General features: G+C 67.4%; 22 protein-coding genes and 2 pseudogenes. 18 read left to right on the top strand and 6 right to left on the bottom strand.

Annotated elements, in window-relative coordinates:
• Positions 1–115: 115 nt before the first annotated feature.
• A complete protein-coding gene (locus tag GKE56_RS07455) occupies positions 116–982 on the bottom strand; it encodes an alpha/beta fold hydrolase (RefSeq protein ID WP_154684004.1) in 867 nt (288 codons plus the stop codon).
• A gap of 44 nt (positions 983–1,026) precedes the next feature.
• Complete coding sequence (locus GKE56_RS07450; RefSeq protein WP_154684003.1) at positions 1,027–2,022, bottom strand: NADP-dependent oxidoreductase; 996 nt, start codon at positions 2,020–2,022, stop codon at positions 1,027–1,029.
• A 772-nt stretch (positions 2,023–2,794) separates the two neighbouring features.
• On the opposite strand from GKE56_RS07450, the gene GKE56_RS07445 reads away from it, so the two are divergent.
• The 4 genes from GKE56_RS07445 to GKE56_RS07430 are packed head-to-tail and all read left to right on the top strand — an operon-like array spanning position 2,795 to position 6,427.
• Positions 2,795–3,832: a Gfo/Idh/MocA family protein gene (locus GKE56_RS07445; RefSeq protein WP_154684002.1), complete on the top strand. Its 1,038-nt coding sequence runs from the start codon at positions 2,795–2,797 to the stop codon at positions 3,830–3,832.
• A 41-nt stretch (positions 3,833–3,873) separates the two neighbouring features.
• Complete coding sequence (locus GKE56_RS07440; RefSeq protein WP_230209261.1) at positions 3,874–4,647, top strand: SDR family oxidoreductase; 774 nt, start codon at positions 3,874–3,876, stop codon at positions 4,645–4,647.
• Positions 4,644–5,621, top strand: a complete 978-nt coding sequence (locus tag GKE56_RS07435) for a cyclase family protein (protein ID WP_154684000.1) — start codon at positions 4,644–4,646, stop codon at positions 5,619–5,621. Before GKE56_RS07440 ends, GKE56_RS07435 begins: the two co-directional genes overlap by 4 nt.
• A complete protein-coding gene (locus GKE56_RS07430; protein ID WP_154683999.1) occupies positions 5,618–6,427 on the top strand; it encodes an SDR family NAD(P)-dependent oxidoreductase in 810 nt (269 codons plus the stop codon). The genes GKE56_RS07435 and GKE56_RS07430 overlap by 4 nt, the downstream gene beginning before the upstream one ends.
• A gap of 84 nt (positions 6,428–6,511) precedes the next feature.
• On the opposite strand, the gene GKE56_RS07425 is transcribed toward GKE56_RS07430, so the two are convergent.
• The 4 genes from GKE56_RS07425 to GKE56_RS07410 form a co-directional block, all read right to left on the bottom strand.
• Positions 6,512–7,759 (bottom strand): FAD-binding protein, encoded by a 1,248-nt coding sequence (locus GKE56_RS07425; protein ID WP_195908274.1) that lies wholly within the window; start codon positions 7,757–7,759, stop codon positions 6,512–6,514.
• A 74-nt stretch (positions 7,760–7,833) separates the two neighbouring features.
• A complete protein-coding gene (locus tag GKE56_RS07420) occupies positions 7,834–9,324 on the bottom strand; it encodes a xylulokinase (RefSeq protein ID WP_154683998.1) in 1,491 nt (496 codons plus the stop codon).
• 3 nt (positions 9,325–9,327) lie between these two features.
• Positions 9,328–10,506: a xylose isomerase gene (gene xylA, locus GKE56_RS07415; RefSeq protein WP_154683997.1), complete on the bottom strand. Its 1,179-nt coding sequence runs from the start codon at positions 10,504–10,506 to the stop codon at positions 9,328–9,330.
• A gap of 154 nt (positions 10,507–10,660) precedes the next feature.
• The gene (locus GKE56_RS07410; protein WP_195908273.1) at positions 10,661–11,977 is read right to left on the bottom strand and encodes an MFS transporter; all 1,317 of its coding nucleotides are present in this window, start codon (positions 11,975–11,977) and stop codon (positions 10,661–10,663) included.
• Positions 11,978–12,252: 275 nt separating this feature from the next.
• Here GKE56_RS07410 and GKE56_RS07405 point away from each other — a divergent pair, with 275 nt between their 5' ends.
• The 14 genes and pseudogenes from GKE56_RS07405 to GKE56_RS07345 all read left to right on the top strand — a co-directional run bounded on the left by GKE56_RS07405 (position 12,253) and on the right by GKE56_RS07345 (position 24,542).
• On the top strand, positions 12,253–12,744 hold the full coding sequence (locus GKE56_RS07405; RefSeq protein WP_370518491.1) for a DUF6379 domain-containing protein: 492 nt from the start codon (positions 12,253–12,255) through the stop codon (positions 12,742–12,744).
• Entirely contained in the window at positions 12,737–13,846 is a 1,110-nt protein-coding gene (locus GKE56_RS07400; protein ID WP_154683995.1) for a sugar phosphate isomerase/epimerase, read from the top strand. The genes GKE56_RS07405 and GKE56_RS07400 overlap by 8 nt, the downstream gene beginning before the upstream one ends.
• A gap of 9 nt (positions 13,847–13,855) precedes the next feature.
• Positions 13,856–14,497, top strand: coding sequence for a TetR/AcrR family transcriptional regulator (locus GKE56_RS07395; RefSeq protein ID WP_154683994.1), 642 nt, complete (start codon positions 13,856–13,858; stop codon positions 14,495–14,497).
• 120 nt (positions 14,498–14,617) lie between these two features.
• Positions 14,618–15,532, top strand: a complete 915-nt coding sequence (locus tag GKE56_RS07390; RefSeq protein WP_195908272.1) for a thioredoxin family protein — start codon at positions 14,618–14,620, stop codon at positions 15,530–15,532.
• 45 nt (positions 15,533–15,577) lie between these two features.
• Positions 15,578–17,071 carry a GMC oxidoreductase gene (locus tag GKE56_RS07385; protein ID WP_370518475.1) on the top strand — a complete coding sequence of 498 codons (1,494 nt, stop codon included), beginning with the start codon at positions 15,578–15,580 and terminating at the stop codon, positions 17,069–17,071.
• 35 nt (positions 17,072–17,106) lie between these two features.
• Positions 17,107–18,249 carry a Gfo/Idh/MocA family protein gene (locus tag GKE56_RS07380; protein WP_230209301.1) on the top strand — a complete coding sequence of 381 codons (1,143 nt, stop codon included), beginning with the start codon at positions 17,107–17,109 and terminating at the stop codon, positions 18,247–18,249.
• A gap of 17 nt (positions 18,250–18,266) precedes the next feature.
• Positions 18,267–19,275: pseudogene (locus tag GKE56_RS07375) on the top strand (sugar phosphate isomerase/epimerase family protein).
• Between the two features lie 2 nt (positions 19,276–19,277).
• Positions 19,278–19,475 carry a hypothetical protein gene (locus GKE56_RS07370; protein WP_154683990.1) on the top strand — a complete coding sequence of 66 codons (198 nt, stop codon included), beginning with the start codon at positions 19,278–19,280 and terminating at the stop codon, positions 19,473–19,475.
• Positions 19,472–21,019 carry a GMC oxidoreductase gene (locus GKE56_RS07365; protein WP_154683989.1) on the top strand — a complete coding sequence of 516 codons (1,548 nt, stop codon included), beginning with the start codon at positions 19,472–19,474 and terminating at the stop codon, positions 21,017–21,019. The genes GKE56_RS07370 and GKE56_RS07365 overlap by 4 nt, the downstream gene beginning before the upstream one ends.
• Positions 21,016–21,321 (top strand): annotated as a pseudogene (locus GKE56_RS18205) (nuclear transport factor 2 family protein); the annotation flags it as partial. The gene GKE56_RS07365 and the pseudogene GKE56_RS18205, both read left to right, overlap by 4 nt.
• A gap of 61 nt (positions 21,322–21,382) precedes the next feature.
• Positions 21,383–21,796, top strand: coding sequence for a nuclear transport factor 2 family protein (locus tag GKE56_RS17335; protein WP_230209363.1), 414 nt, complete (start codon positions 21,383–21,385; stop codon positions 21,794–21,796).
• Entirely contained in the window at positions 21,793–22,596 is an 804-nt protein-coding gene (locus tag GKE56_RS07355) for a TIM barrel protein (RefSeq protein WP_230209260.1), read from the top strand. The genes GKE56_RS17335 and GKE56_RS07355 overlap by 4 nt, the downstream gene beginning before the upstream one ends.
• Positions 22,597–22,944: 348 nt before the next feature.
• Entirely contained in the window at positions 22,945–23,556 is a 612-nt protein-coding gene (locus tag GKE56_RS17330) for a sugar phosphate isomerase/epimerase (protein WP_230209259.1), read from the top strand.
• Positions 23,553–24,542: a sugar phosphate isomerase/epimerase gene (locus GKE56_RS07345; RefSeq protein ID WP_154683988.1), complete on the top strand. Its 990-nt coding sequence runs from the start codon at positions 23,553–23,555 to the stop codon at positions 24,540–24,542. The genes GKE56_RS17330 and GKE56_RS07345 overlap by 4 nt, the downstream gene beginning before the upstream one ends.
• The last annotated feature ends 33 nt before the right edge of the window (positions 24,543–24,575 follow it).

The raw sequence follows: 24,575 nt of genomic DNA, 5'->3' as shown, positions 1-24,575 counted from the left end.
GAGCCCGCTACTGCTGGTGGTGAGGAAGGGCTGCGCCGTCTTTGACGAAGGTCAGCAAGTCGGACGCTTCGTACTCATGTCGCTCATTCCCATGTTGGTTCGGTCGCCCGGATGGTCAGCGGGCGAGGAACTCGAGGGCGACCGGGACGAATCTGTCGTGGAACTGGAAGATGCCGCCGTGGCCGGAGTCGGGGTAGATGACCAGCTCGGAGCCCTTGATGCGGTGGTGCAGGTCTTCGGAGAGCACCGAGGGCACCATCCGGTCGTTGTCGCCGTTGGCGATCAGGGTGGGCTGGGTGAGCTGCGACAGGTCGACGGCGGGCGAGCGTCCCCACTTCTTGATCGCCTTGAGCTGGGTCTGGAACGCCTTGACGGCGACCGGCTTGTCACGGTCCGTTGTGCGCTCCTTGAGGCGCTGCACGAACGCGCGGGCGGCGGGCTTGCCCGTGGCGTTGCGGTTGAAGAAGAGGAACTCCTTCGGGTCCGACCGGGTCACGGCGGCCCGGAGGATGTCGTAGTAGGTGACGCCGGCGACCTTGTCCATGTCCTTGCCGCCAGCGGGGCCGGTGCCGGTGAGGACGAGCTTGCGGACGAGGCTGGGGTGCTTCACCACCAGGGCTTGGGCGATCATGCCGCCCAGGGAGAAGGAGAAGATGTCGACCTTGTCGAAGCCGAGCGCCTTGATGAAGGTCGCGGCGTCATCGGCCATCGCCTCGATGCTGTCGGGAACGGTGCCGGTGGAAGCCCCGACGCCGCGGTTGTCGAAGGTGATGACGTGGTGCTGAGCGGCGATGGGGTCGATGATCCGGGGGTCCCAGTTGTCGAGGTTCGCGGCGAGGTGGACGAAGAAGACGACGGGGACCCCGACCTTCGGCCCCAGCTCGCGGTAGGCATAGGTCACGCCGCCGGCGTGGATGGTTCGGGTCGGCGCGTCCTTGTAGGCGGTGATGACGGCGTCCTGTGCGTGGCTGTTCGTGCTCATGATGTTCTCCTGTGTCCTGGTTCGTGGGTGATGAGATGGGCTTGTCAGGCTCTGCTGATGACGGCCTTGCCGCGGATGCCGCTCTTTTCGAGCGACTGAACTGCCTGCACGGTCTGGTCGAAGTCGAAGACCCGTCCGACGACGGGGCGCAGCGCGCCGGCCTCGACGAGGTCGGTGATCTGGCGAAGCTGGTCACCGCTGGCGCGCATGAAGAGGAACTCGTACGTCACGCCCAAGCGCCTCGCCTTGCGGCGGATGCTGCTGCTGAGGGCAGTCGTCACCAGCCGGAGGACCGGGTTCGCCCCGAGCTCACGGGCAAACGCGGCGTCGGGTGGCCCGGCGATCCCGATCGCCTTGCCACCGGGACGCAGCACGCGGAGCGACTTCTCGAGGTTCTCCCCGCCGAGGCTGTCCAGCACGAGGTCGTACCCGTCAAGAAGCTGTTCGAAGTCCTGGCTGCGGTAGTCGATGACCACGTCCGCCCCGAGCGCGCGCACGAAGTCGACGTTGCCGTGACTGACGGTCGTGGCGACCGTGGCACCGAGGTGCTTGGCGAGCTGGATCGCGATCGTCCCGACTCCGCCGGCGCCGCCGTGGATGAGGACCCGTTGCCCTGGCTGCAGGTTGCCCCGCTCGACGAGCGCCTGCCATGCGGTCAACGCCACCAGCGGTAGCGAGGCCGCCTCTTCGAAGCTGAGGGACGCGGGCTTGAGCGCCAGATCGGCTTCGGCAACCGCGATGTGTTCCGCGAAGGCTCCGATGCGGTCCTTGTCGGGCCGGGCATACACCGCGTCGCCGAGTGTGAAGCCGTGCACCTTCGCGCCGACGCCGATCACCGTTCCGGCGACGTCGTTGCCGAGGATCTGGGGCAGCTTGTAGGGGAGGATCTGCCTCAACTCGCCCGCCCGGATCTTCTCGTCGAGCATGTTGAGCCCGGCCGCCTGGACCTCGACCAGCACGTCGTGCTCTCCGACCACGGGGTCCGGGACGTCCGCTTCCTGCAACGGACCCTTGTACTGCCTAACCACGAACGCTCGCATGCTGACTTCCTTCTCGGCAGATTAACTGAGTAGACTCAATAATGAGCATGCTCAGTTAATTTGTCAAGCGAGAGCCGCCAGGGTTGCTCACCGGGCGTGGGGGCCTGGACGGATGCATGCTTGACCAGCTGCTTGACAACGGCGGCGTGTTTCGGCGCATTTCGGGGGACGTTCGGGGAATGGTTCGTGCTCAGGTGGACGTTCCGGGACGCCGCCGGACATGCCGAATGTGCATGGCATGGAAGGGGTCAGGGGTTCGAATCCCCTCAGCTCCACCAACAACGAGACGGCCTCTGACCTGCGGAAACGCTGGTCAGGGGCCATCTTGCTCTCCGCCACATTGACCCCTCCCGTCCGTTGGACGTGGCAATGCCTGACGAACTGCCTGACAGGCCCCCCGGCACTCACTGCCACTTTGGGGTGGGCTTGGAAGGGTGGCGACCGGCGATCATCGATTTTCGGCATTCCACACACCGCGATTTGCGCACCGGTCTCTGGGAATTGCATCGCTCGATGGCATCTCACGGAGGCACGTTGGCTCACGCCCGATGCGCCAAGCGCCTGCTCAGGCGAGCTTCGCTCAGACGAGGCGGGCGCACGGTGGTTCGTGAGACTACGTATCGGTTTGGGTGATGCCTCGCATTGGTACTCAGGTGTTCGTCTGCCAGGGGATCACGGCTTCAATGGTGTTGTCGCGCGACGGGCGAACCGTCACTGAAGTCTTGCGTTGGCCCATGTCCCCCTGAATGCAAACACGAAGGAAGTGATCGGCATGAGGGCGAGGGTGCGGTGGGGCATCGTCGGGACCGGCGGGATAGCTCGGCGAACGGTCGGCGACCTTCAGCTGTGCGACACCGTCGAGCTGGTCGGCATCTGCTCGCGGGACAAGGACCGGGCAGACCAGTTCGCTTCTGAACACTCGATTCCGTTCGCGTCTGCCGACTTCGACGCGTTCTGCGCATCAGGGCAGGTCGACGCTGTGTACGTCGGCATCCCGCACGGGTTGCACTTCGACTACGCCGCTCGCGCCCTGCGTGCGGGCGTGCACGTGGTGTGTGAGAAACCCCTGACGATGACCTCTGCGGAAGCCGAGGAGCTGCACCGTCTCTCGAGGGAGAACGGCGCCTTCCTCATGGAGGCCATGTGGATGAAGTTCACCCCGGCGTTTCGCGCCGTGACCGAGATCCTGGGGTCGGGCACGATCGGTGAACCGCGACTGATCCAGGCGGGTGCCGGGTTTCCGGTGCCCCCGGACGGTCCGGCCAGGTACTGGGTCGCCGAACTGGGAGGTGGCGCCCTCTACGACCTCGGCGTCTACACGATCGCACTCGCGCATGCCGTCCTCGGCACTCCCGACCAGGTGATCGCCGTGGGCAAGATGCGTGACGACGGTGTCGACGAGCAGGTGGCGTACACCCTGAGGTACGACTCCGGTGCGGTCGCACAGCTGACGAACTCGCTCACCGCGTTCATTCCTCCCGGCGGTTGGATCGGCGGTACCCGAGGCAGCATCACCGTCGGCGAGCCGCTCTTCGCCCCACGCTCCCTCCGCGTGGTGACGGGGCAGCCCCCAGCGCCACCGACGGTCGAGGAGCTCGACTTCGACCAGGAGGGCGCCGGATACGTGCCGATGTTCCGTGCCGCGTCCGAGGCCATTCTCCGCGGGGACGTCGAGCACCCCATCCACCCCGTGTCCGCCACGGTTGCTGTTCTCCAGATCCTGGAACGGGTTCGAGCCGAGCTCGTGGAGGCCCGAGACCGCGCCGGCACCGGCGGCCAGCTCGGGGCGTTGAGCCGACCCGGACCATGACGCCGGCGACATCGGCAGAGCTCTCGCTTGAGGGTAGGACCGTGGTCGTCACGGGAGCGGCCTCGGGTATCGGCGTCGCGGTGGCAGCAGGCGCAGCAGCCGCTGGTGCGACCGTCATTGCCCTTGACCAGCACTCGACGGCCGGCGTGCGTGCACTCGACGTTCGCAGCGAGTCCCAGTGGGAGGCCCTGGCCACAGAGCTCTTGGACGCCGGTCGGGACATCCACGGCTTGGTGAACTGCGCGGGCACGACCTGGCGGGCGCGGCTTGCTGACGTCACGCCCGGTGACTTCGCCCGGGTCCAGGACGTCAATGTGGTGGGCGCGCTGCTCGGGACCAACGCACTGGTGCCCCTGATGCGTCCCGGCGCGTCGATCGTCAACATCGGCTCGCTCGCCGCACTTCAGGGTCACTACGCAGTCGCCTACACAGCCAGCAAGTGGGCGCTCCGCGGCCTCACCCATGCTGCCTGTCTTGAGCTCGGCCCGCGCGGAATCCGCGTCAACATCGTCCACCCCGGGTTCATCGACACCCCGATGACGGAGTCGGCCCCGGCGCAGTTCCGGTCCGCTTCCATCGACTCCGCGCCCCTGGGGCGAGCAGGGGCCAGCCCAGAGGTGGCGAGTGTCGTGACCTTCCTGCTGAGCGACGCCGCATCCTTCGTGAGTGGAGCCGAGATCCCCGTGGACGGGGGCGCCAGCTCGCACGGTGGGGCAAAGGCAGTCTCCGACATCCTCCGGCCGCAGTACTCCCCGCCCCTGCGTGACGGAACCCAGCGCCGCGCGGCGACCCTCGACGATTGGACATCACCATGACGCCTGACCAGCTCGATCCAACCGACCCGGCCGGGGCGATCGCCGCAGCGGCGAAGCGCGTCTCGAACTGGGGGCGCTGGGGCGCCGACGACGTCCGCGGCACCATGAACTTCCTGAGCCAGGAGAAGCGACGGTCGGCCGCAGCCCTCGTCGTCACCGGTCGAAGCTTCTCGCTGTCGCAGTCGTTCGACATGGACGGGCCACAGAAGGGGTGGCGCCGGCGAACCAACCCGATCCACGTCATGCTCGACACCGGATCCGACGCCGTCGCGGGCGTGCAGGGCTTTCCCCACGGTCTCGGTGGCGCGGACGACGTGGTGACGATGCCACTCCAGTGCTCGACGCAGTGGGATGGGTTGGGCCACATCTTCGACCACGGTAAGGCCTGGAACGGGCGTCCTGCCGACCAGGTGGTGACCAGCCTCGGCGACAGCGTCACGGGCATCGAAACCGTTGCCGACGTCGTTGCCGGGCGCGGAGTGCTACTTGACGTCGCTCGCGAGTTCGGCACGGACGGCGAGCTGCCCGACGGGTTCGCCATCACCGAAGAGCACCTCGAGGCCACGATCGCGGCACAGGGTCCCAGCTCCACGGTCGGTCGCGGCGACATCGTTCTGGTCCGCACGGGACGACTCGCTCGGGCCAGACGTGAAGGGTGGCAGGACTACGCAGGCGGAGACTCGCCCGGTCTGTCGTTCACCACGGTGGACTGGCTGCACCGTTGCGAGATCTCCGCCATCGCCACCGACACCTGGGGGCTGGAAGTGCGACCCAACGAGTTCGACGAAGCCTTCCAGCCCTTGCACCAGGTGGCGATCCCACACCTCGGCCTCTTTCTGGGTGAGATGTGGGACCTCGAAGCCCTCAGCGAGGACTGCGTCGTGGACGGTGTCTACGAGTTCTGGCTCACCGCCGCGCCCATCCCGTTCACGGGTGCGGTCGGCGCACCGGTAAACCCGGTTGCCGTGAAGTGACAGGACGTCTCGAGGGCAAGGTCGCCCTGATCACCGGAACGGCTGGGGGCCAAGGCCGCGACGCAGCCCTTGCCTTTGCGGCAGAGGGTGCCACGGTGGTCGGCTGCGACATCCAGCCCGAAGGTGCCGCCGAAACCGTCGAGCTCGTGCGCGCCGCGGGCGGATCCATGACCAGCACGCACCCGCTGGATCTCACCGACGACGCGGCCGTGGCTGTCTGGGTGGGTGCGGCCGCAGAGAGGCTCGGCGGCATCGACATCGTGTACGCCAATGCGGGCGCAACGCGCTTCAACCCCGTCGAGCAGGTCTCTGTCGAGGAGTGGCGCTTCGTCCTGGCTCATGAGCTGGACGTAACCTTCCTGCCCATCCGGCACGCGTGGAAGCACCTCAAGGACTCCCGCGCGGGCGCGGTCGTGCTCGTCGGGTCGACCGCGGGCATCAGTGGGTCCATGACGAACACCCGCGTCGCCCACACGGTCACCAAAGGAGGCATCGTCGCCCTCACCAAGCAGCTCGCCGCGGAAGGTGCGCCGCACGGCATACGGGTGAACTGCGTGAGCCCCGGGATGGTCGCCACTCCGGCCACGGCAGGCGACCTGCTCGCGCCCGACCACCCGATGCGAGACATAGCCCGACACATCCCACTCGGCCGCGTCGGAAGCCCTCGCGAGGTGGTGCGCTGTGCGTTGTTCCTCGCGTCCGATGACGCGTCGTACGTCACTGGTGCGAACCTCGTGGTGGACGGCGGCTGGTCGGCCGTCCTACCTGGCGAGTGGGTCTCGGAGGTCCGCGAAGGGCTGCAGTGAACACTGAGCGAGATCGAGCGCCCGGCGGTCAGCGTTGGTGCCGTTTCCGCAGGCGCCAGTCTTGAGGCAGCCGCAGCCGAGGGCTCACTGCAGGCAGCGGTCCAGGAAGGCGTTGCCGAATTTTTGGTCGGGATCAACGCGATCGCGAAGCCTCGTGAATTCCGTCAACCTCGGAAAGACGGCCAACAGGGCGGCATGGTCGAAACCGAAGAGCTTGCCCCAATGCGGCCGCGCTCCCCATGGCGCCAGGGCGGCCTCGATCTCCCGCAGCGCAACCCTGACGGCGGCTTCGTCCTGGACCCACGTGAAGTGCACGGCGACGGTCTCACGCCCATACGCCCCGCTGAGCCACAGCGAATCCGCCGCGATGGTGCGGATCTCGGCAACCTGCAACAGGTGGCGGAAGCTCGTACTCATACGGCGAATGGCTTCGACGGCCCGTACGGCATGCTCGCGAGGGAGGAAGTACTCGCTCTGCAGCTCCTCGCCCCGGCTGGGGGTGAAGTCGATGCGAAAGTGGGGGAGGCGGTGCAGCCACTGGCCTGGCACGCCCCCCTGCTCGGTCAGGGCTTCGACGGCACCCCCGGCGAGCATGTGCGTGGCCGTCGGTGCAGGCGTCGTGCCGAAGATGCTCGCCATCGCCGGCTGATCGACCCGGGCTTTGACCCAGAGCTGGTTCTGCGACTCGTCACCGAAGCGCGTGAACATGCTGACGCTGTATCCCGCCGCGGTGAGGTCGTCGAATCGGCTGTCGAAGGTCGCCCAGGTCAGGCCGCTGCTCACGTCCTGCCGCAGGCCGTAGCCGGGCTCGATGTCCAGCACCAGCCGCGTCACGATGCCGAGTGCGCCCAGCGCAACCACGGAGCCGTCGAAGTCGGGGTCTGCCCTGTCGAGGCGACGGAGGTATCCATCCGGCCCCACGATCTCGAGGGCACGAACGGCACTGGAGAGGGACTGGTTCGTGTCTCCGGAGCCGTGCGTGCCGGTGGCCACGGCTCCACCGACGGAGATGTGCGGTAGGGAGGCCATGTTGGCCAGGGCCTGACCGCGCTCGTCGAGGGCCGCCGCGAGGTCGCCGTAGCGTGTCCCCGCCGACACGGAGACCGAGGACGCCTCTTCGTCGATCTCGATACCGGGCGGCAGACCTGTCAGGTCTACGAGGACGCCACGGGTGTCCGAGAGGTCGGAGAAGGAGTGGCGTGAGCCGAGGGCGCGAATCCGTTCGGAGCGCGCGACCAGTCCCTGGAGCTCGCCGACACTCGATGGTTTCGCCAGCGCGGAGGCGACGTATGTGTGGTTGCCTGCCCAGTTCGTGCCGATGGCGGATGCCACAGTTGACCTCTTCCCTCAGGCCGGTGGCGACCTGCTTCTCGACCTTCTCGACGTTTTCGTCCGTGGTTGTGCGCCTACGGCGCCGGGTCGGATCCCGTTGACACGTATGCCGCGTCGTCGGCGGCACCGGTGACGCGAGCCGCCGCCCGGTCGTAGCTGGTCTGGACCTGCGGTGTGGCGGGCGGGGCGTACTGGGTCGCCTCCCTGAAGTGCCAGCCCGGTGGCTCGGGCGAGTCTGCCAGAACCCAGGCGGCTTGCCGCGCGGCGCCGTCGGCCACGTCCTCCCCGATGTCGGGCACGGTCACAGGCAGGTCCCAGGTCCGGGCAGCCACGACCCGGAAGGCCTCCGACCGTGACCCGCCGCCGACCAGGGTCACACTGGTGATCACCACGCCCTGGTCCCGCATGCCAGACATCGCGGCACCCAGAAGTCCCGCGAGTCCCTCGAATGCGGCCAGGGCGAGATGCGGAGCTGTGAGGCTCTCGAGGGTGATCCCGTGGAGCTCACCGGTTGCCGCGGGCAGGTTGGGCGTTCGTTCTCCCTCGAAGTACGGCACGAGGACGAGTCCGCCCGACCCCGGACCCGCGCTGAGGGCGAGCTGCGACAGCTTTTCGTGGTCGACACCGAGCAACTGCGCTGTCGCATCGAAGACTCGAGCTCCGTTGAGCGTGCACGCGAGCGGTAGGAACTTCCCTGTCGCGTCGGCGAATCCCGCAACGGTGCCACTGGGATCCGTGGTGGGGGTGTGCGAGACCGAGGCGACCACACCGGAGGTCCCGAGTGACACCATGGTCGCCCCAGCCTCGAGGCCCAGTCCCAGAGCGGCCCCTGCGTTGTCGCCGCAGCCCGGCCCAACCACGAGATGCGCCAGATCCAGTTCCGCGGTGCCGCGACCGGCTGCCTGGTGTGGTCCCAGGACGCGTGGCAGGACGATGTGAGAAACCTCGCCCTCCTCGCGTCTGAGCGCCAGGGCGAGCAGGTCCCGCCGGTACTTCCCCGAGACAGCGTCGAAGTAGCCGGTCCCAGAAGCGTCGGATCGATCGGTCACCAACGTGTCGAGTGACTCAGCTCCCGTCAGCCGCCACGTCAGCCAGTCGTGTGGCAGGGCAACCGCAGCAACCCTGGCGGCGTGGTCGGGCTCCGCGTCGGCGAGCCATCGCAACTTCGTCACGGTCAGAGCGGCGACAGGGACACTTCCCACGGCCTGTGCCCATCTCGCGGCGCCGAGGGCGTCATCGCCCTCGCCGAGCTCACGGACCAGCGCCGCGGCGGCGGAGGCGGAGCGCGTGTCGTTCCACAGGAGAGCTGGGCGGACCACCCGGCCGTCGGCATCAAGGCCCACCATGCCGTGCTGCTGTCCTGCGACCGAGATCGCCGAGACGTCGCCGAGGCCCCCGGCAGCATCGACGGCTTCGGTCAACGCCTCCCACCACGACGCGGGGTCCACCTCGGTGCCTGCCGGGTGCGGCGCGCTGCCCCGCCGGACCAGGCGGCCGCTCGCCGCGTCGCGGACGACGACCTTGCAGGACTGCGTCGAGGAGTCGACCCCCGCAACCAGAGTCATCCGTCAGCCGATGAGGTGCTCGAGAGCGAGCTGGTTGAGCCGAACGAAGCCGTAGTCGCGCTCGGCAGCCTTCTCCGGGTCGAAGCCGTCGTCCGTGGCCAGGAAGTCGGCAAGCGACTCTCCGGCATCGAGGGTCGGCGTCGCGAGGGAGGTGACGCCGGAGTACTCCAGCGCTTCGGTGACGCGCTGATCAGCGCGGAACTGCTTGGCCTTCTCGGCGAGGAGGAGATACGTCGACATGCACGCCTTCGCTGACTCCCACACGCCGGTGAGGTGCTCGGTGCGGGACGGCTTGTAGTCGAAGTGCTTCGGGCCGACGAAGCGAGGTGCGTCCGGCCGGCCGACGAAGCCGTTCTCCAGCAGGTCCACCGTGAAGAAGGCTGACAGCAGGTCACCGTGCCCGAACACGAGGTCTTGGTCGTACTTCAGGCCACGTTGGCCGTTGAGGTCGATGTGGAAGAGCTTGTCGCTCCACAACGCCTGCGCGAGCTGGTGGGTGTAGTTGAGGTTCGCCATCTGCTCGTGACCGGTCTCCGGGTTCACTCCCACGATGTCACCGTGCTCCAGCTCCGCGATCAGCGCGAGAGCGTGCCCGACGGTGGGGAGGAAGATGTCTCCGCGCGGCTCGTTCGGCTTTGGTTCGAGCGCAATCCGCAGGTCGTAGCCCTTGTCCTTGATGTAGGACGCAACGGTGTCCAGACCCTCCTTGTAGCGGTCCAACGCCGAGTACAGGTCCTTGGATCCGTCGTACTCGGCGCCCTCGCGGCCGCCCCACATGACGAAGGTCGTCGCACCCATTTCGGCGGCGATGTCGACGGCGCCGAGAACCTTGCGCAGCCCGAACCGGCGGACCGATCGATCGTTCGAGGTCAGGCCGCCGTCCTTGAAGACCGGGTGCGAGAAGGTGTTCGTCGTCACCATCTCGATCGTCAGACCCGATGCGTCAGCCGCGGCCTTCAAACGCCCGAGCCGATCCTGCTTCGTGGCCTCGTCCGCGTCGAATGCGAAGACGTCGTTGTCGTGGAAGGTGATGCCCCACGCGCCGATCTCGGCGAGCTTCTCGGCATACTCCCAAGGATCGAGGGCCGGGCGGCTGGCGATCCCGAAGGGGTCGGCCCCCGTCCATCCGACGGTCCAGAGGCCGAACGAGAACCTGTCTTCGGGCTGGGGCTGACGAACCACGGTGCACTCATTTCCGGGAGGAACGGTCGGGTCGCAAACGGGAGTTGCGAACGGTGTCAGCATCGCCCATGACAAATCAGAATGACAGTTCTAGTTCGTGATGAGGCTCATCCACGACAACGATGCAAAGCCGGACCCCGGGCGCCGCGGCCGGCTATGCTGCCGAGTCGCCCGGGGCCCCAGGGTGGTCGCCGGCGAACTCACGGTGCGGCAGGAGGAGCGACACGACGGCGCCAAGGGCCAGCACCCCCGCGAGGGCCAGGAACAGCCCGCCCTCATCCGACTGGGTGGCGAGTGCGCTCCCGATTGCCGCGGCTCCGATGGTGACTCCGAGTTCACGCCCCAGCGAGACAGTGGACGTTGCGGACCCCACGTGTTCGCTGGGCGCCGCGTCCTGCGCCATGGTGGTGACGAGCTGCATGTAGCAGCCGGTCCCGATGCCGAGCACGCCAACCCACGCGGCGGTATGCACCAGGCTCCAGGACGCGTCCAACCGCGACAGCGCCACCATCGCCCCAGCACTTACCGCGCATCCAAGAACGGGCAGTCGCCGGTATTTCCCGGTCCGAGAGATCAGGGCGGAGGTTCCGAAGATCGAGGCCATCATTCCGACGATGAGTGCCAAGAGGAGGGCGCCGGAAGCTGTGGCGGGGACGTCCAGGACAGTCTGGACGATGGTCGGGAGGTACCCCACGAGCGCAAAGACGGCGACCCCGATCGTCAAGCCCAACCAGGTGCTGACGGTAATCGTGCGATCCTTCATGACGCCCACGGGAATGAGCGGGTCCGCGTGGCGGAGCATGCGTCTCACGAAGACGCCGGTGGCCAACACGGTCATGACCAGAAGCGCCGCACCAGCCTGCTTCCCCCAGGGCAGTCCGTGTCCGACAGTGCCGGTCAGGGAGACCAAGGCCGTCACGGCGACCGCGTAGACAATGGCGCCTGGGACATCGACCTTTCCACTGGCGCCGGCGGACTCGGTCCGGGGGATGGACTTGAATGCCATGGCAAGCGCAGTGACCCCAAGGGGCAGGTTCACCCAGAACACCCACCGCCAGCCGACCGTGTCGGTGAGGACGCCTCCGACAAGGGGAGCCACCACGCTGGCGGTCGCGAACACGAGTCCCACCGGGGCCATGAACTGACCGCGGTGACGGGCGGGCACAGCGTCCGCGACAACGGCCTGGGAAAGGACGAGGACGCCACCCCCCGCCAGCCCCTGAATCGCGCGGAGTCCCACGAGGTGCAGCATGGTGGTTGCCAGCCCGCAGGCCACGGAGGAGATGACGAATCCGGCAAGGCACACAAGGAAGACCGATCTCCGGCCGCGCAGGTCGCCCAGACGTCCATAGACGGGCATGGAGATGGTCATCGCCAGCGTGTAGCTCGCAAAGACCCAGCCCATCGCGGTGCGGCCGCCGACATCGCGAACTATGGCGGGCAACGCGGTCGCGACGATGGTCTGGTCCATGGCCGTGAGCAAGGTGACGACCAGGAGCGCGGCCTGAAGGCGGCGGTGCCGGATGGATGGGTACGCGGGAGACATCAAAGTGGCACTGGGCACGGTGGCAGTCCTGCCTGAGTAGGACGCGGCGATGTGCGCGTAGCCCGCCAATGACGGGCCCGACGGGCGGTCGCAGCCGTGCGAGTGCCACCCCGGCATCCGCGCCCATCGTATGCGACCTCGGCGGGCTGGAGCCGGCCTCACGTCCTTCGAATCGTTGAAGGTGGGCATCGCTTCTGGTGATGCCTCGCATCGGCATTCACGCCTTCGTCGATCGTCAGATCGCCGCTTCAATGACGCTGTCTTGGAACGGACGACCTAGCAAGGGAGAGTTGATGATCCCCGATCGGATTCTGGAGGAGGGGACCCTCAGGGCGGTAGGACGACGCCGCGCCTCCGTGGAGGTTCGCATCCCTTGGTACCGGGCATTGCCGGCCTCATGCATTGCTGACGTCGAGCTGCGCATTGACGGCCATGCCGCACCCAAAGACAGCCTGTTGTGGAACATGAACGGTAGGGATTTCCAGCTGGAGGAGCTCGCGGGCGCGGTCGATGAGTGGTGGTTCACCACCGACTCCGCCGTCCTGTCAGGGGACCTCGCGGTCGAAACCGGCCAGCCGCACGATGTCGAGGTCGACCTCCACCTCTACATCCCGTACATCGTGACCGCCCACGGCGTGCTGCTCATCGAAGAGCACGGCCGCAAGACCATGGAGGTTGCCGCACATGTCTGACGGCCTCGGCACCCCGATCCAGGGCGTGACCCTTTACAGCTTCACGCGCGCGTTCCACGCCCGCCAGTACGACCTCGAAGGCCTGATCCGCCGCGTGTCCGCCGACGGGTATGGGCCGGGCTTGGAGGTCATCGGCTTCTCCGCCTTCCGCGGCTTCCCCGACGTGACCGACGAGTATGCCGAGTGGTTCCGTGGCCTGGTCGATGATGCCGGTCTGGTGCAGACTTCCCTGGCCATCAACACGGACGTCGGCATCCGACGGGACCGCCTGATGACGGACACCGAGCTGGTGGAGTACATGAGGCGTCAGATCGAGTCTGCGGCCAAGCTCGGCTTCCCCCTGGCTCGCGTCCAGATCTCCCTGACCCCGGATTCCATGGAGAGGCTTCTTCCCATCGCGGAGCGTTACGGCGTCACGCTCGCCATCGAAGTCCACGCCCACCACCATGGGAAGAGCGACCTGGTCCTGGCGCTCCGCGACCGCTACGAGAAGCTCGGGTCGCCACTCCTGGGGTTTGTGGCCGACTGGGGCGCCACCGTCTCCGAGTTCGCACCGTCCGCGGTCGAGGCATACCGTCGGCGGGGTGCCAGCGAGGACCTCATATCCGCGGCCGTCTCCCTCTGGCGCGACTACTACCGACAGGGCCCACCCAACACGGACTCCGAGCACGGCGAGCGGTTCGGTGCCTTCATCGGTCTTGCCGCGCGCCACGGGCGCCCGGACCTCGGCGTCGATCTGGCCATCAATGGCACCGGCCTCTGGGGGCCGGCCGAAGTCAGCTCGTGGCTCGAGATCATGCCCTGGATCCGCCACGTCCACGGCAAGTTCTTCGGCATCGACGAGCACGGCGAAGAGCCCTCGGTGCCTGTTCGTGGTCTCGTTACCCAGCTCGTCAACGCCGGGTACAAGGGGGCCATCTCGACCGAGTACGAAGGCTGGCACTGGAACTACTGGGGCGACGCGTTCCCGATCGTCGCCGCGGAGCAGGCCGTTCAGCGCTCGGCGGCAGGGTTCGCTGGATCGCGCATGGTGACCTCCGCTGCCGAGGCTCGTGAGCAGCTGAGCGCGCACCACGACTCGGCGCGGCGCCCCGTTCAGTAGGCTCGGCAGATGACGCCCCCCGGCGGCGAACTCGTCAAGCAACCCATGCAAGAGCGGAGTCGCCAGTCGTTCGACCGCGCAGTCGAGGCTGCCACGGCGCTGATGGTCGAGCGGCGCTCTGGCGCGATCACGGTGGCCGAGGTCGCCGCGCGCTCAGGGGTCTCGACCGGGTCCATCTACGCTCGGGTCGCCAGCAAGGACGACCTGATCCGTGTTGCCCATGCCCGGCTGATGGAACGCCTCGCCATCGAGACCCATCTCGCCCTGAGTTTGGATGCCGGGTCTCATGAGGCGTTGGAGGCCCTGGTGGGGCGCGCAGTTCGCGCGCTTGCGGAGCTGTTGCGCAGGCATGCAGATGAGCTGGCACCCTTCATGCGACTGGCCCACAACGACCCGGTGATCGCCGCAGGCGGCAAGAACGCGCACGAGGACATGGTGTCGGCCTTCTCCAAGGCGCTGCTGTCCGCTGGCGAGGCCATCACCCGCCCGGATCCGGACGCGGCCGTTACCTGGTCCTGCACGGTCGTGTACAGCGTCCTCGCCAGGCAGCTGGGGCTGGGCAGTGACCCAGAAGCGGCGATGGAGCAACCGTGGGAAGAGCTGCTGGCTGTCCTGGTCGAGATGGTGGCTGCCTATCTGAGCCCGGGTTGACGCGGGTCATCGCTCGCAGCGATGCCCCGCATCACGAACTAGAACTGTCGTTTTAGTTCCGGAGCATGAAGACTCTCGATGAGTGCCCACCGCAGTGGTGGGACGTTGAGAGGAGACCCGGTGTCCGACACGACCACGAAGGTCCGCAGGCGGACCGCCGGAGATGACGCCCCAAGCATCAGCCTCCCGGACTCCCAGGGCCAAACGGTCAGCGCGGACTACTCCGCCAACGCGGCCACCGTCGTTGTCTTCACCTCAAACGGGTGCCCCTACGCCCTCGCCTGGCACGACCGCATCCAGCAGATCGCCATGGACTACGACGAGCGTGGCGTTCAGCTCGTCCAGATCGTGAGCAACGACGGAGAGCTCCAGCCGAAGGACTCCCTCGAAGGAATGCGGGTGCGCGTCGCCGCGGGTGAGGTCGCCGGGACGTACCTCAAGGACGTCCAGCAGTCGGTCACCGCGTCCTTCGGTGCCACCGCTACCCCCGAAGTCTTTGTGGTGGACGCCGATGGCGTGATTCGCTACCACGGCGCACCCGACGGCAACCACGACGACCCCACCCAGGACGCCAAGTTCGTCCGGGACGCCCTCGAAAGCGTGCTGGTGGGCGAGCCGGTCCACCGCCCCACCACCTCGCCCGCCGGCTGTTCGGTCAAGTGGCGTGTCGAGCTGCTCTGGTACGACGGCTGCCCCAGCCACGGAGCCGCCGAGACCCTGTTGACGGAATGCCTCACCGAGATCGGCCGCACCGACGTCCGTGTGGATCGGGTCCAGGTCAGCAGCCCCGAGCAGGCAGCAAGTCGATCCTTCCCCGGGTCCCCGACCTTCCAGGTTGGCGGCAGCGACCTCTTCGCCGTCGACGCCCCTTCGGCGCTCGCCTGTCGGACCTACCAGCACCCCGACGGACGTATCTCTCCCCTCCCGTCCAAGGAAGACCTCATCGCCCAACTGCGGGATGCGCTCGCCCGACCCTGGGACCTCCCCGGGTGGCACGACTTCCGCGCCGCCTCCAGGCCCACCGCAGGCGCCTGAGCCATCATCGAGGAATCCCCAATGTCGCGGAAATTCCCCTCACGCGTGGATGTTGCCATCGTCGGAAGTGGTCCGACCGGTGCCGCCTACGCACGCGTCCTCAGCGAGCTGCGTCCCGATCTTGAGCTCGTCTCGTTTGAGGCGGGACCCCTCTTGGCGGACCCGCCCGGGCTCCATGTCAAGAACATCGCCGACGCTGAGGAAAGGGCGGCCGCGCAGCGCCGCTCAGAAGGCCTCGTCGCCTCGGACTCTGAGGACCGGCGGCTGCGTCGCGCCGGAACCCATCTGCTTCCCGACGGCTTCCAACAGCCGGGCGAGGACGGCATACCTTCGCTCGCGATGTCGAGCAACGTCGGTGGGATGGGCGCGCACTGGACCGCAGCATGTCCGCGACCGGGTGACAGCGAGGTGATCGGGTTCATCGACAACCTCGACGAACTCCTCGACGAAGCCGAGCGCCTCCTCGGTGTATCCACCCACGCCTTCGACGGCGCGCCCTTCGCCGACGAAGTGCGAGCACGCCTTGGCAGGGCTTTCGACGATTCGCGCCCGACGGGTCGCAAGGTCCAGCCCATGCCCTTGGCGGTACAGACCCGCGACGACGGTCGGGTGACCTGGTCGGGATCCGACGTGGTCTACGGCGACGCCACGCGGTCCAACCCGCGGCACAGCCTCTTCCCCGAAGCGCAGGTCCGTGTGCTTCGGCTCGAGGACGGTTGCGTGTCAGGTGTCGTGGTCCGCGACCTGCAGGACGGGACCGAACACTACGTGGCGGCCGGCCAGGTCGTCGTGGCGGCTGATGCGGTCCGGACCCCGCAGCTGCTGTGGGCGTCGGGCATCCGTCCGCGGGCCCTGGGCCGCTACCTCAACGACCAGTCCCAGGTCATTTTCGCGGCACGGCTCCGAGACGTCGTCGCCGCAGACGCTGCGGAGGGCAAGGCGTCGGGGAAGCCCAGAATCGCCCGTCAAAGCGGTGTGAGCTGGGTTCCCTTCACCGATGCGGAGCCGTTCCACGGCCAGGTCATGCAGCTGGACGCCTCGCCCGTACCGCTGGCCCCCGACGATGTCGTCGAGCCCGGCAGCATCGTCGGCCTGGGCTGGTTCTGTGCCAAGGACCTTCAGGAGACAGACCGACTCGAGTTCGATGACGAGCAGACGGACGCGTACGGAATGCCGGCCATCCGTGTCCACTACACGCTCACGGACAGGGATCTGGCAGCGCTCGAACAGGCCCGCCAGACCGTTCGAAAGGCGGCCGAGGCGCTCGGTGAACCTCTCGACGCTGACCCGATCACCTTGCCGCCCGGTGCGTCCTTGCACTACCAGGGCACGGCGCGCATGGGCGCGACCGACGACGGCACCTCGGTGTGCGACCCGCTGTCCCGGGTCTGGGGTGTCGACGGACTGAGGGTGGCCGGGAACGGGCTGATCCCCACGTCCACCGCATGCAATCCCACCCTGACCTCGGTCGCGCTGGCCGTGGCAGGTGCTCGCGACATCGCCAGCACCTATCCGAAGCAGGAAGGAACCCTCCCGTGACCGAGCACCCGACCCAGAAACCGCTTCGCGTGGCCATGGTCGGCTATGCCTTCATGGGTGCCGCGCATTCGCAGGCCTGGCGGACCGCGCCCAGGATGTTCGACCTCCCACTCGCTCCCGAGATGTCGGTCCTCGTCGGCCGTGACGAGCACCGCGTCGGTGCGGCGGCCCAGAGGATGGGCTGGGCGACGACCGAGACCGACTGGCGCCGGGTGGTCGAACGGGACGACGTCGACCTCGTCGACATCTGTACCCCCGGTGACACCCACGCCGACATCGCCATCGCTGCACTGGAGGCCGGCAAGCACGTCCTCTGCGAGAAGCCGCTGGCGAACTCGGTGGATGAGGCGGAGCGGATGGCGGACGCAGCTCGGACGGCACGCGAAAGCGGGGTGCGGTCGATGGTCGGCTTCACCTATCGCCGAGTACCGGCAATCGCCCTCGCCAAACGGCTTGTCGAACAGGGGCGCGTCGGCCAGGTGCGCCACGTCCGCGCTCAGTACCTCCAGGACTGGATCGCAGACCCTGAAGCACCCCTTTCCTGGCGGCTCGACAAGAAGAAGGCCGGTTCGGGGGCGCTGGGCGACATCGGAGCCCACGCGCTGGACCTCGCCCAGTTCCTGACGGGCGACACCGTTGTCGAGGTCTCGGGAAACCTGAGGACGTTCGTCACCGAACGCCCCATCGCCAGCGACCACGCGGGCCTGGCGGGCACAGCATCGTCCGAGCGGGGGCCGGTGACCGTCGACGACGCAGCGAGCTTCCTGGCCCAGTTTGCCGGCGGCGCGATGGGGGTGTTCGAAGCCACTCGGTTTGCCTACGGCCGCAAGAACGCCCTACGCATCGAGATCAACGGGTCCAAGGGAAGTCTCGCCTTCGACTTCGAGGACATGAACGTCCTCGAGTTCTACGACGCAGCCGAGTCCTCGGACACCGCGGGCTTTCGCCGCATCCTCGCCACCGAGCCGGAGCATCCGTACGTCGCCGCGTGGTGGCCTCCGGGGCACGGCCTCGGTTACGAGCACGGCTTCAGTCACCAGGTCGTCGACCTCGTGTCAGCCATCGCCGCAGGCGTTGACCCGACGCCGTCATTCGACGACGGCCTCCAAGTGCAACGTGTCCTCGATGCGGTCGAGACCAGTTCCGCTTCGCGGGCCTGGCAGACCGTCCCCGCCTGAGAACCGAAGGAACAACCATGACTCGCCCTGTCACCCTCTTTACCGGTCAATGGGCCGACCTGCCCTTCGAAGAGGTCGCGCGTCTCGCCTGCGAATGGGGGTACGACGGCCTCGAGATCGCCTGTTGGGGGGGACCATTTCGACCCGTGGAAGGCTGCAGAGGACGACGAGTACGTCCAGGCCAAGCTCGACCTGTTGGCCCGGTACAACCTCAAGGTCTTTGCGATCTCCAACCACCTCACCGGGCAAGCCGTGTGCGACGACCCGATCGACGCCCGCCATCAGGGCATTCTCTCGTCCCGGGTCTGGGGCGATGGTGACGCCGAGGGTGTCCGCCAGCGCGCTGCCGAGGAGATGAAGATGACGGCCCGCGCGGCTCAGCGACTCGGGGTCTCCACTGTGATCGGGTTCACCGGTTCGGCGATCTGGAAGTACGTCGCGATGTTCCCGCCCGCATCCGCCGAGATGGTGGACGCCGGCTACCAGGACTTCGCCGACCGGTGGAACCCGATCCTCGACGTCTTCGACGAGTGCGGGGTTCGCTTCGCCCATGAGGTCCACCCGTCGGAGATCGCCTACGACTACTGGACGACGGTCCGCACCCTCGAGGCCATCGGTCACCGTGAGGCGTTCGGACTCAACTGGGACCCCAGCCACTTCGTGTGGCAGGACCTTGATCCGGTGGGCTTCCTCTGGGACTTCAAGGACCGGATCTACCACGTCGACTGCAAGGACGCCAAGCGCCTGGTGGGCAACGGCCGGAACGGACGTCTCGGGTCCCACCTTCCTTGGGCAGACCCCCGTCGCGGCTGGGACTTCGTGTCCACCGGCCACGGTGACGTGCCGTGGGAGCAGTGCTTCCGGATGCTCAACACCATCGGGTACGCCGGACCGATCTCCGTCGAGTGGGAGGACGCAGGGATGGATCGCCTCATCGGTGCTCCCGAGGCGCTCGAGTTCGTGCGGCGGCTCGCCTTCGACGCGCCTTCAGCCTCGTTCGACGCCGCCTTCGCGTCGGGGGAGTGACCGTGATCTCCACCATCCGGCAGGCAGTCCTGACCACAGAGTTCGACGAGCGCCAGCTCACCGCACTGCTCGTCAACGCTGGCTCGTCCGCGGGACCGGCGGCACTCGGAGTCGTCATCGCCAACGTCGTCAGCTCCATCCGCCGTGATCGAAAGCAGCTTCGCAGCTGGCTGGCGGGCGCAGGGGAGATGCGCGCATGAGCAGCGACCGCCTCAAGGTCATCGTCATCGGGTCCGGACCGACGGGAGCGGTGTACGCCCGTCGTCTACTGGAGCGAAGCGACTCCGTCTCGGTCCTGATGGTCGAGGCCGGCCCCGCGCTCAGCGACCCTCTCGGCATGAACGTGCGCAACATCGCGGACAAGGAGGAGCAGACGGCAGCCAAGCTCGCTTCGCAAGGGCCCGCCGCTGGTCGTGCAGGGATGGCTGGCATCCCCACGGGCGGCATGGAGGGCACGGTCACCGCGCGGCAGGGAACACACCTGGTCGGGCGCGCGGCTGAGGGAAGCACCGGTATGCCGGCTGCTGCGGCTGCGACCTGTGTCGGAGGTCAGGGGGCCCACTGGACGTGCGCAACCCCGCGGCCGATAGGCACCGAGCGCATCGACTTCCTCGAAGCGGAGTTGGACGACCTGCTCGACGAGGCAGAGCGACTCCTGCACACCACCCACGAAGCGTTCAGTGGTGCGCCGCAGGCTGCGGCACTCCTGGGACTCGTCGCGGACGAGTTCGCAGCGGACGGTCTGCTCGTCCAACCGCTCCCTGTCGCCGGCGACCCCCGGGCCGACGGCTCGATGCGCTGGTCTGGCACGGATGTGGTGCTGGGGGAGCTCGCCACACCGGGGGCGAAGTCGGATCGATTCGAGCTCCGGACAGGAACCCTTGCCGTACGCCTCATCGTCGAGGACGACACGGTCGTGGGCGCCATCCTGCGCGATGTCGCCACCGGAGCCGAGACCCAAGAACGGGCTGACGCGGTCGTCGTTGCCGCCGATGCCCTGCGAACCCCCCAGCTGCTGTGGGCATCGGGGATCAGGCCCGAGGCACTGGGTCGGTACCTGACCGAGCACCCGCTCATCTTCGGTGTCGTCGCGGTCAAGGAAGGGCTGCTCCCGCCAGTCGGTGCAGCTGCTGCTCCGGTCGACCCGGTTCGCGTGGTGGTGGGGATTCGCTTCGACCAGGAGCTCCACCCATTCCACGCACAGCTCATCTACAGCCCGGTGTGCCCGATCCCGCTCCCGCCGGACAGCCCTTTCATCGGCAATCCCGGAGGCTATGTCGGCATGGGCTGGGGGGTCCGGAAGTGGCCGCGCGCCGAAGACCGACTTCTGTTCGTTGACGATGAACCCGACGAGAACCAGCTGCCGGGCATCAGGATTGCCTACGAGGTCACGCAACGCGAAGAGGCCGAACTCGACCACGCCCGGGACTTCCTGGACCGCGCTGCAGCCGCCTTGGGAACCTTCATCGACGGGATGCCAGTCGTGATGCCACCAGGAAGCTCCCTGCACTACATGGGCACGGTCCGCATGGGGGCACACGACGACGGCACCAGCGTCTGCGACCCCGATTCGCGGGTCTGGGGTGTGAACGGGCTCGTCCTGGCCGGCAACGGCCTGATTCCGACCGCGAACTCGTGCAACCCCACGCTGACCAGCGTCGCGCTCGCCGTGCGCGGCGCCGACGCCCTGATCGAGCGCCTCGCAACCACCCAAACCCGAGCACAGACGGAAGAGGCACGATGACCACCATTGACGACACCACCCTGCTCCAGCGCCTGACGGAGCTGGAGGCACGAGTGGAGGCCACCGAGCTCGAAGCGGTTCGGGCTGCTGACCGCGGCGCGGTGGAGAACGTGTTCAACCGCTACATGCACTACCACAACGCTTATGAGGACGAGCGAATCATCGACGAGCTGTGGGCGAAGCCTGGTACGGAAGGGATCCGGTCCCGCTACAACAATGTCGGCGAGTATTCGACGTACGAGTCGGTCACGGCATACCACCGCGGACGTCCACGACCTGTTGGCAAGCTCTTGTTCCACTACACGACCACGCCCGTGGTCGAGGTCTCCCTCCGAGGGAACCACCGCCAAGGGCATCTGGATCATGGCGGGCCTGGAGTCCGGGCTCATGGATCCAGAGATCGCCAAGGATGTTCCGCCGTATGTGTTCTCCGGTGGCGAGGTCGACGGCAAGCCGGTGTGGGCCCACTGGGTGTGGTGCAAGTACGGCGTCGACTTCATCAAGCAGGACGGCGCATGGCGGATCTGGCACTTCCGTTGCTACGAGGTGGCCAGAGCGCCGTTCAACCGCGACTGGATCAGCTTCGCCAAGGACAACCAGCACAGCCACGACTCGCAGCTGGCATGGTTCGGTGACGACGGCAAGCCGGTCTTCCTTCCCACGGTTGACGGCCCGATCGTGACGGAGAAGTACGAGCCGTACGCCAACGACACCGCCCAGAAGCTCGCTCCGGAACCGCCGCGCCCGTACGGCACGTTCGAGGACTCGTTCCGGTGAACCGGCTCGACTCCCTCTCGGTCAACCTGGAGTACATGTTCCAGGAGGCTGGCGAAGACCTCGCCTCCCGTGTGCGTGCCGCTTCCCGGGCCGGGTTCACCAAGGCCGAGATCTTCTGGACCCACGACAAGGACCTCGACGCGCTCGAGGCTGCCCTCGACGAGACGGGTGTCCAGCTGTGGACGGTGCTCGTCGACCCTCGGACAACTCGGCTCGTCCTCAAGGACACCCACGCGGGCTTCCTCGACGACGTTCGACGGACCGTCGCCGATGCGGTGCGGCTCAAGTGTCCGTACGTCGTCGTCGGGTCCGGCCCGGCCGTTCCCTATCTCAAGCGACCGGTCCAGATCGGGATCATGACGGAGGCGGTCGCTGGCGCCGCCGAGATCGCGGCCGATGCCGACGTCACTCTGCTGGTCGAGGCCGTCAACACCCGGATGGACCACCCGGGCGTGCTGACCAGCATGACCTCCGACTCGGTGGCCGTCGTCCGCGGGGTCGACTCCCCGCATGCCCGTGTCCTCTACGACCTGTACCACTCCGTCGTCGAGGGCGAGGACCCGACCGTCGTGCTTCCTGAGGTCATCGACGTGGTCGCCCACGTGCAGATTGCGGATGCCCCCGGCAGGGGAGAGCCGGGCAGCGGCGCCATTGACTGGCCGGCCGCCTTCGCGCTGCTCGACCAAGTCGGGTATGCCGGCGCGGTCGGGGTCGAGTGCTACCCCACCATCGCGTCGACAGCCGACGCGCTCGGGTACTTGCGACAGGTGGCCGCAGGCGAACAGGTCGTGGCGCGATGACGCAACAGGATGGCGCAGGGGAGCGCCGCATCAAGTGGAGCTACATGGACCACTGGCGTAGCAACGGCCCTTCAGGACCGGTGGACCAATGGCACTCGCACAAGACCATGTCCGCGTGCCTCAAGCAGGTCAAGGCAACCGGCTTCGACGCGATCGACACCTTCGACTTCCGCATCTGGCAGATGTATGGCGACTACGGCGGCCCCGCGAAGTACCAGCAGATGGTGCAGGACCACGGCCTCGAACGCATCGTCAACACACCTTCCACGCGGCTGACTACGACACCCGCAACTACGCCCCCACCTGGCGGAGACGCACGAGAACATCCTCGAGGACTTCCGCGTCACCATGGGGCGCTGGTCGGAGATCCAGCTGGACAACATCATCGTCATGCCCGCGACGCTCTACTACGACATGGAGCCCATCACCGAGGACAAGCTCAAGACCACAGCCGAGCTGTGGAACAAGGTCGGCGAGATCACCGCGAGCCACGGGGTGCGACTCACGTGCCACCACGAGTTCTTCTGCGGGATCCAGAGTGAAGCGGACATCGACACCTTCTACTCGCACACCGACCCGCAGTACGTGTCGCTCTTCGTCGACACCGCGCAGCACTGCATAGCCGGCGTGGACCCGGTCGCGCTCTACAACAGGCACGCACACCGAGTGAGCGGGTTCCACTTCAAGGACACGCACCACGTGGCACTCGGCGATGACCACCGACAGCGTCCCGACTCGGAGATCATGGCGCCTACGACCGGCAAGTGGTTCTACGAGATGGGCACGTCGCAGGGCCTGGTGGACTTCGAGTCGATGATGACCGCGGTCAGGGACAACGGCTACCGGGGCTGGATCTCGGTCGAGCACGACAAGGCCAACAAGGAAGGCGGCGACTACTCCGAGAGCACCGCCGTCTCCCGCTGGTACGCGAGCAACGTCCTGGAACGGATCTACTCATGACTGGCATCAGGTGGGGCTACGCCATCAACCAGTGGAAGCCACAGTTCGACGACTTCGTCCGCCGTGAGCAGCACGAGCGCGCACTCAAGACGATCTCCATCGCCGGGTTCGAGGGCGTCGAGCTCACTGCGGGCACCGGGCGGTGGGAGCCGCTCGGCAACCCCCAGCAGCTCGCGGCGAACTTCGGTTCCGTTGCCGGCCTTCGAAACCTGTTGGACGAGTGCGCCATAGACACCGTGTCCAGCTGGTACTGGGATCCGCAGGAACGCTCGATGGAACACCTGACTGGGCCCCTGTCGCCCCTCCTCGAGGCTGACGTTCCCATCATCGTCGAGCGAGCCGCGTGGTTCGCCGAGGCGTTGGCCGAGCTTGGCGGGTCCGTTCTGCTGGTCCGGCCCGTGCCGGGCGCCGGCGACACCGAGGCCATCGACGATGCCGCGCTCGCCCGGCTGGCGCACTGCTGGGAGGCGGTCGGCGCCGCCACGGCGAGGCACGGCATACGCACGGCGCTGCACGTCGACTTCCTGTCGGCGCTTCGTCGCGGAGATGCCCTCGACAAACTGCTGGATCTCACCGATCCGGAGCTCGTCGGACTCGTCGTCGACACCGGCGAGCTCACCGCTGCGGGCCTGGATCCCGTCGCCGTCATCGAGAAGCACGCTGAGCGGGTGGTCCACGTGCAGTTCAAGGACGCCCTGGCCGTCGACGAGGGCGAGGAGTACCTCGAGCCCCATGCCCACTGGACGGTCCGGGTGCGCGGTGGCGAACGCGAGATCCCACGATGGTTCGCCGAGCCCGGGGCCGACGGCGGGCTGGTCGACTTCCCGGCAGTCACCCAAGCCCTGATCCGGACCGGCTACTCCGGCTGGATCGTCGTCGAGAGTGACCAGAGCCCGCACCCTGCCGCCAGCACCCTGCTGGCCGGGTACCTCGTGCAGCGTGAGCTGCGGCCGATGGTCGAGCAGGAGCGAGCGGCCGATGCCTGAGCGAACCCACCGCATACCCAGCCGTGCCGCCAC

It is taken from the genome of Nostocoides sp. HKS02, from assembly GCF_009707485.1.
GTDB lineage: Bacteria > Actinomycetota > Actinomycetes > Actinomycetales > Dermatophilaceae > Pedococcus.
Note: the sequence above shows the minus strand (reverse complement) of the source record. Positions and strands in the feature narration are given on the sequence as shown.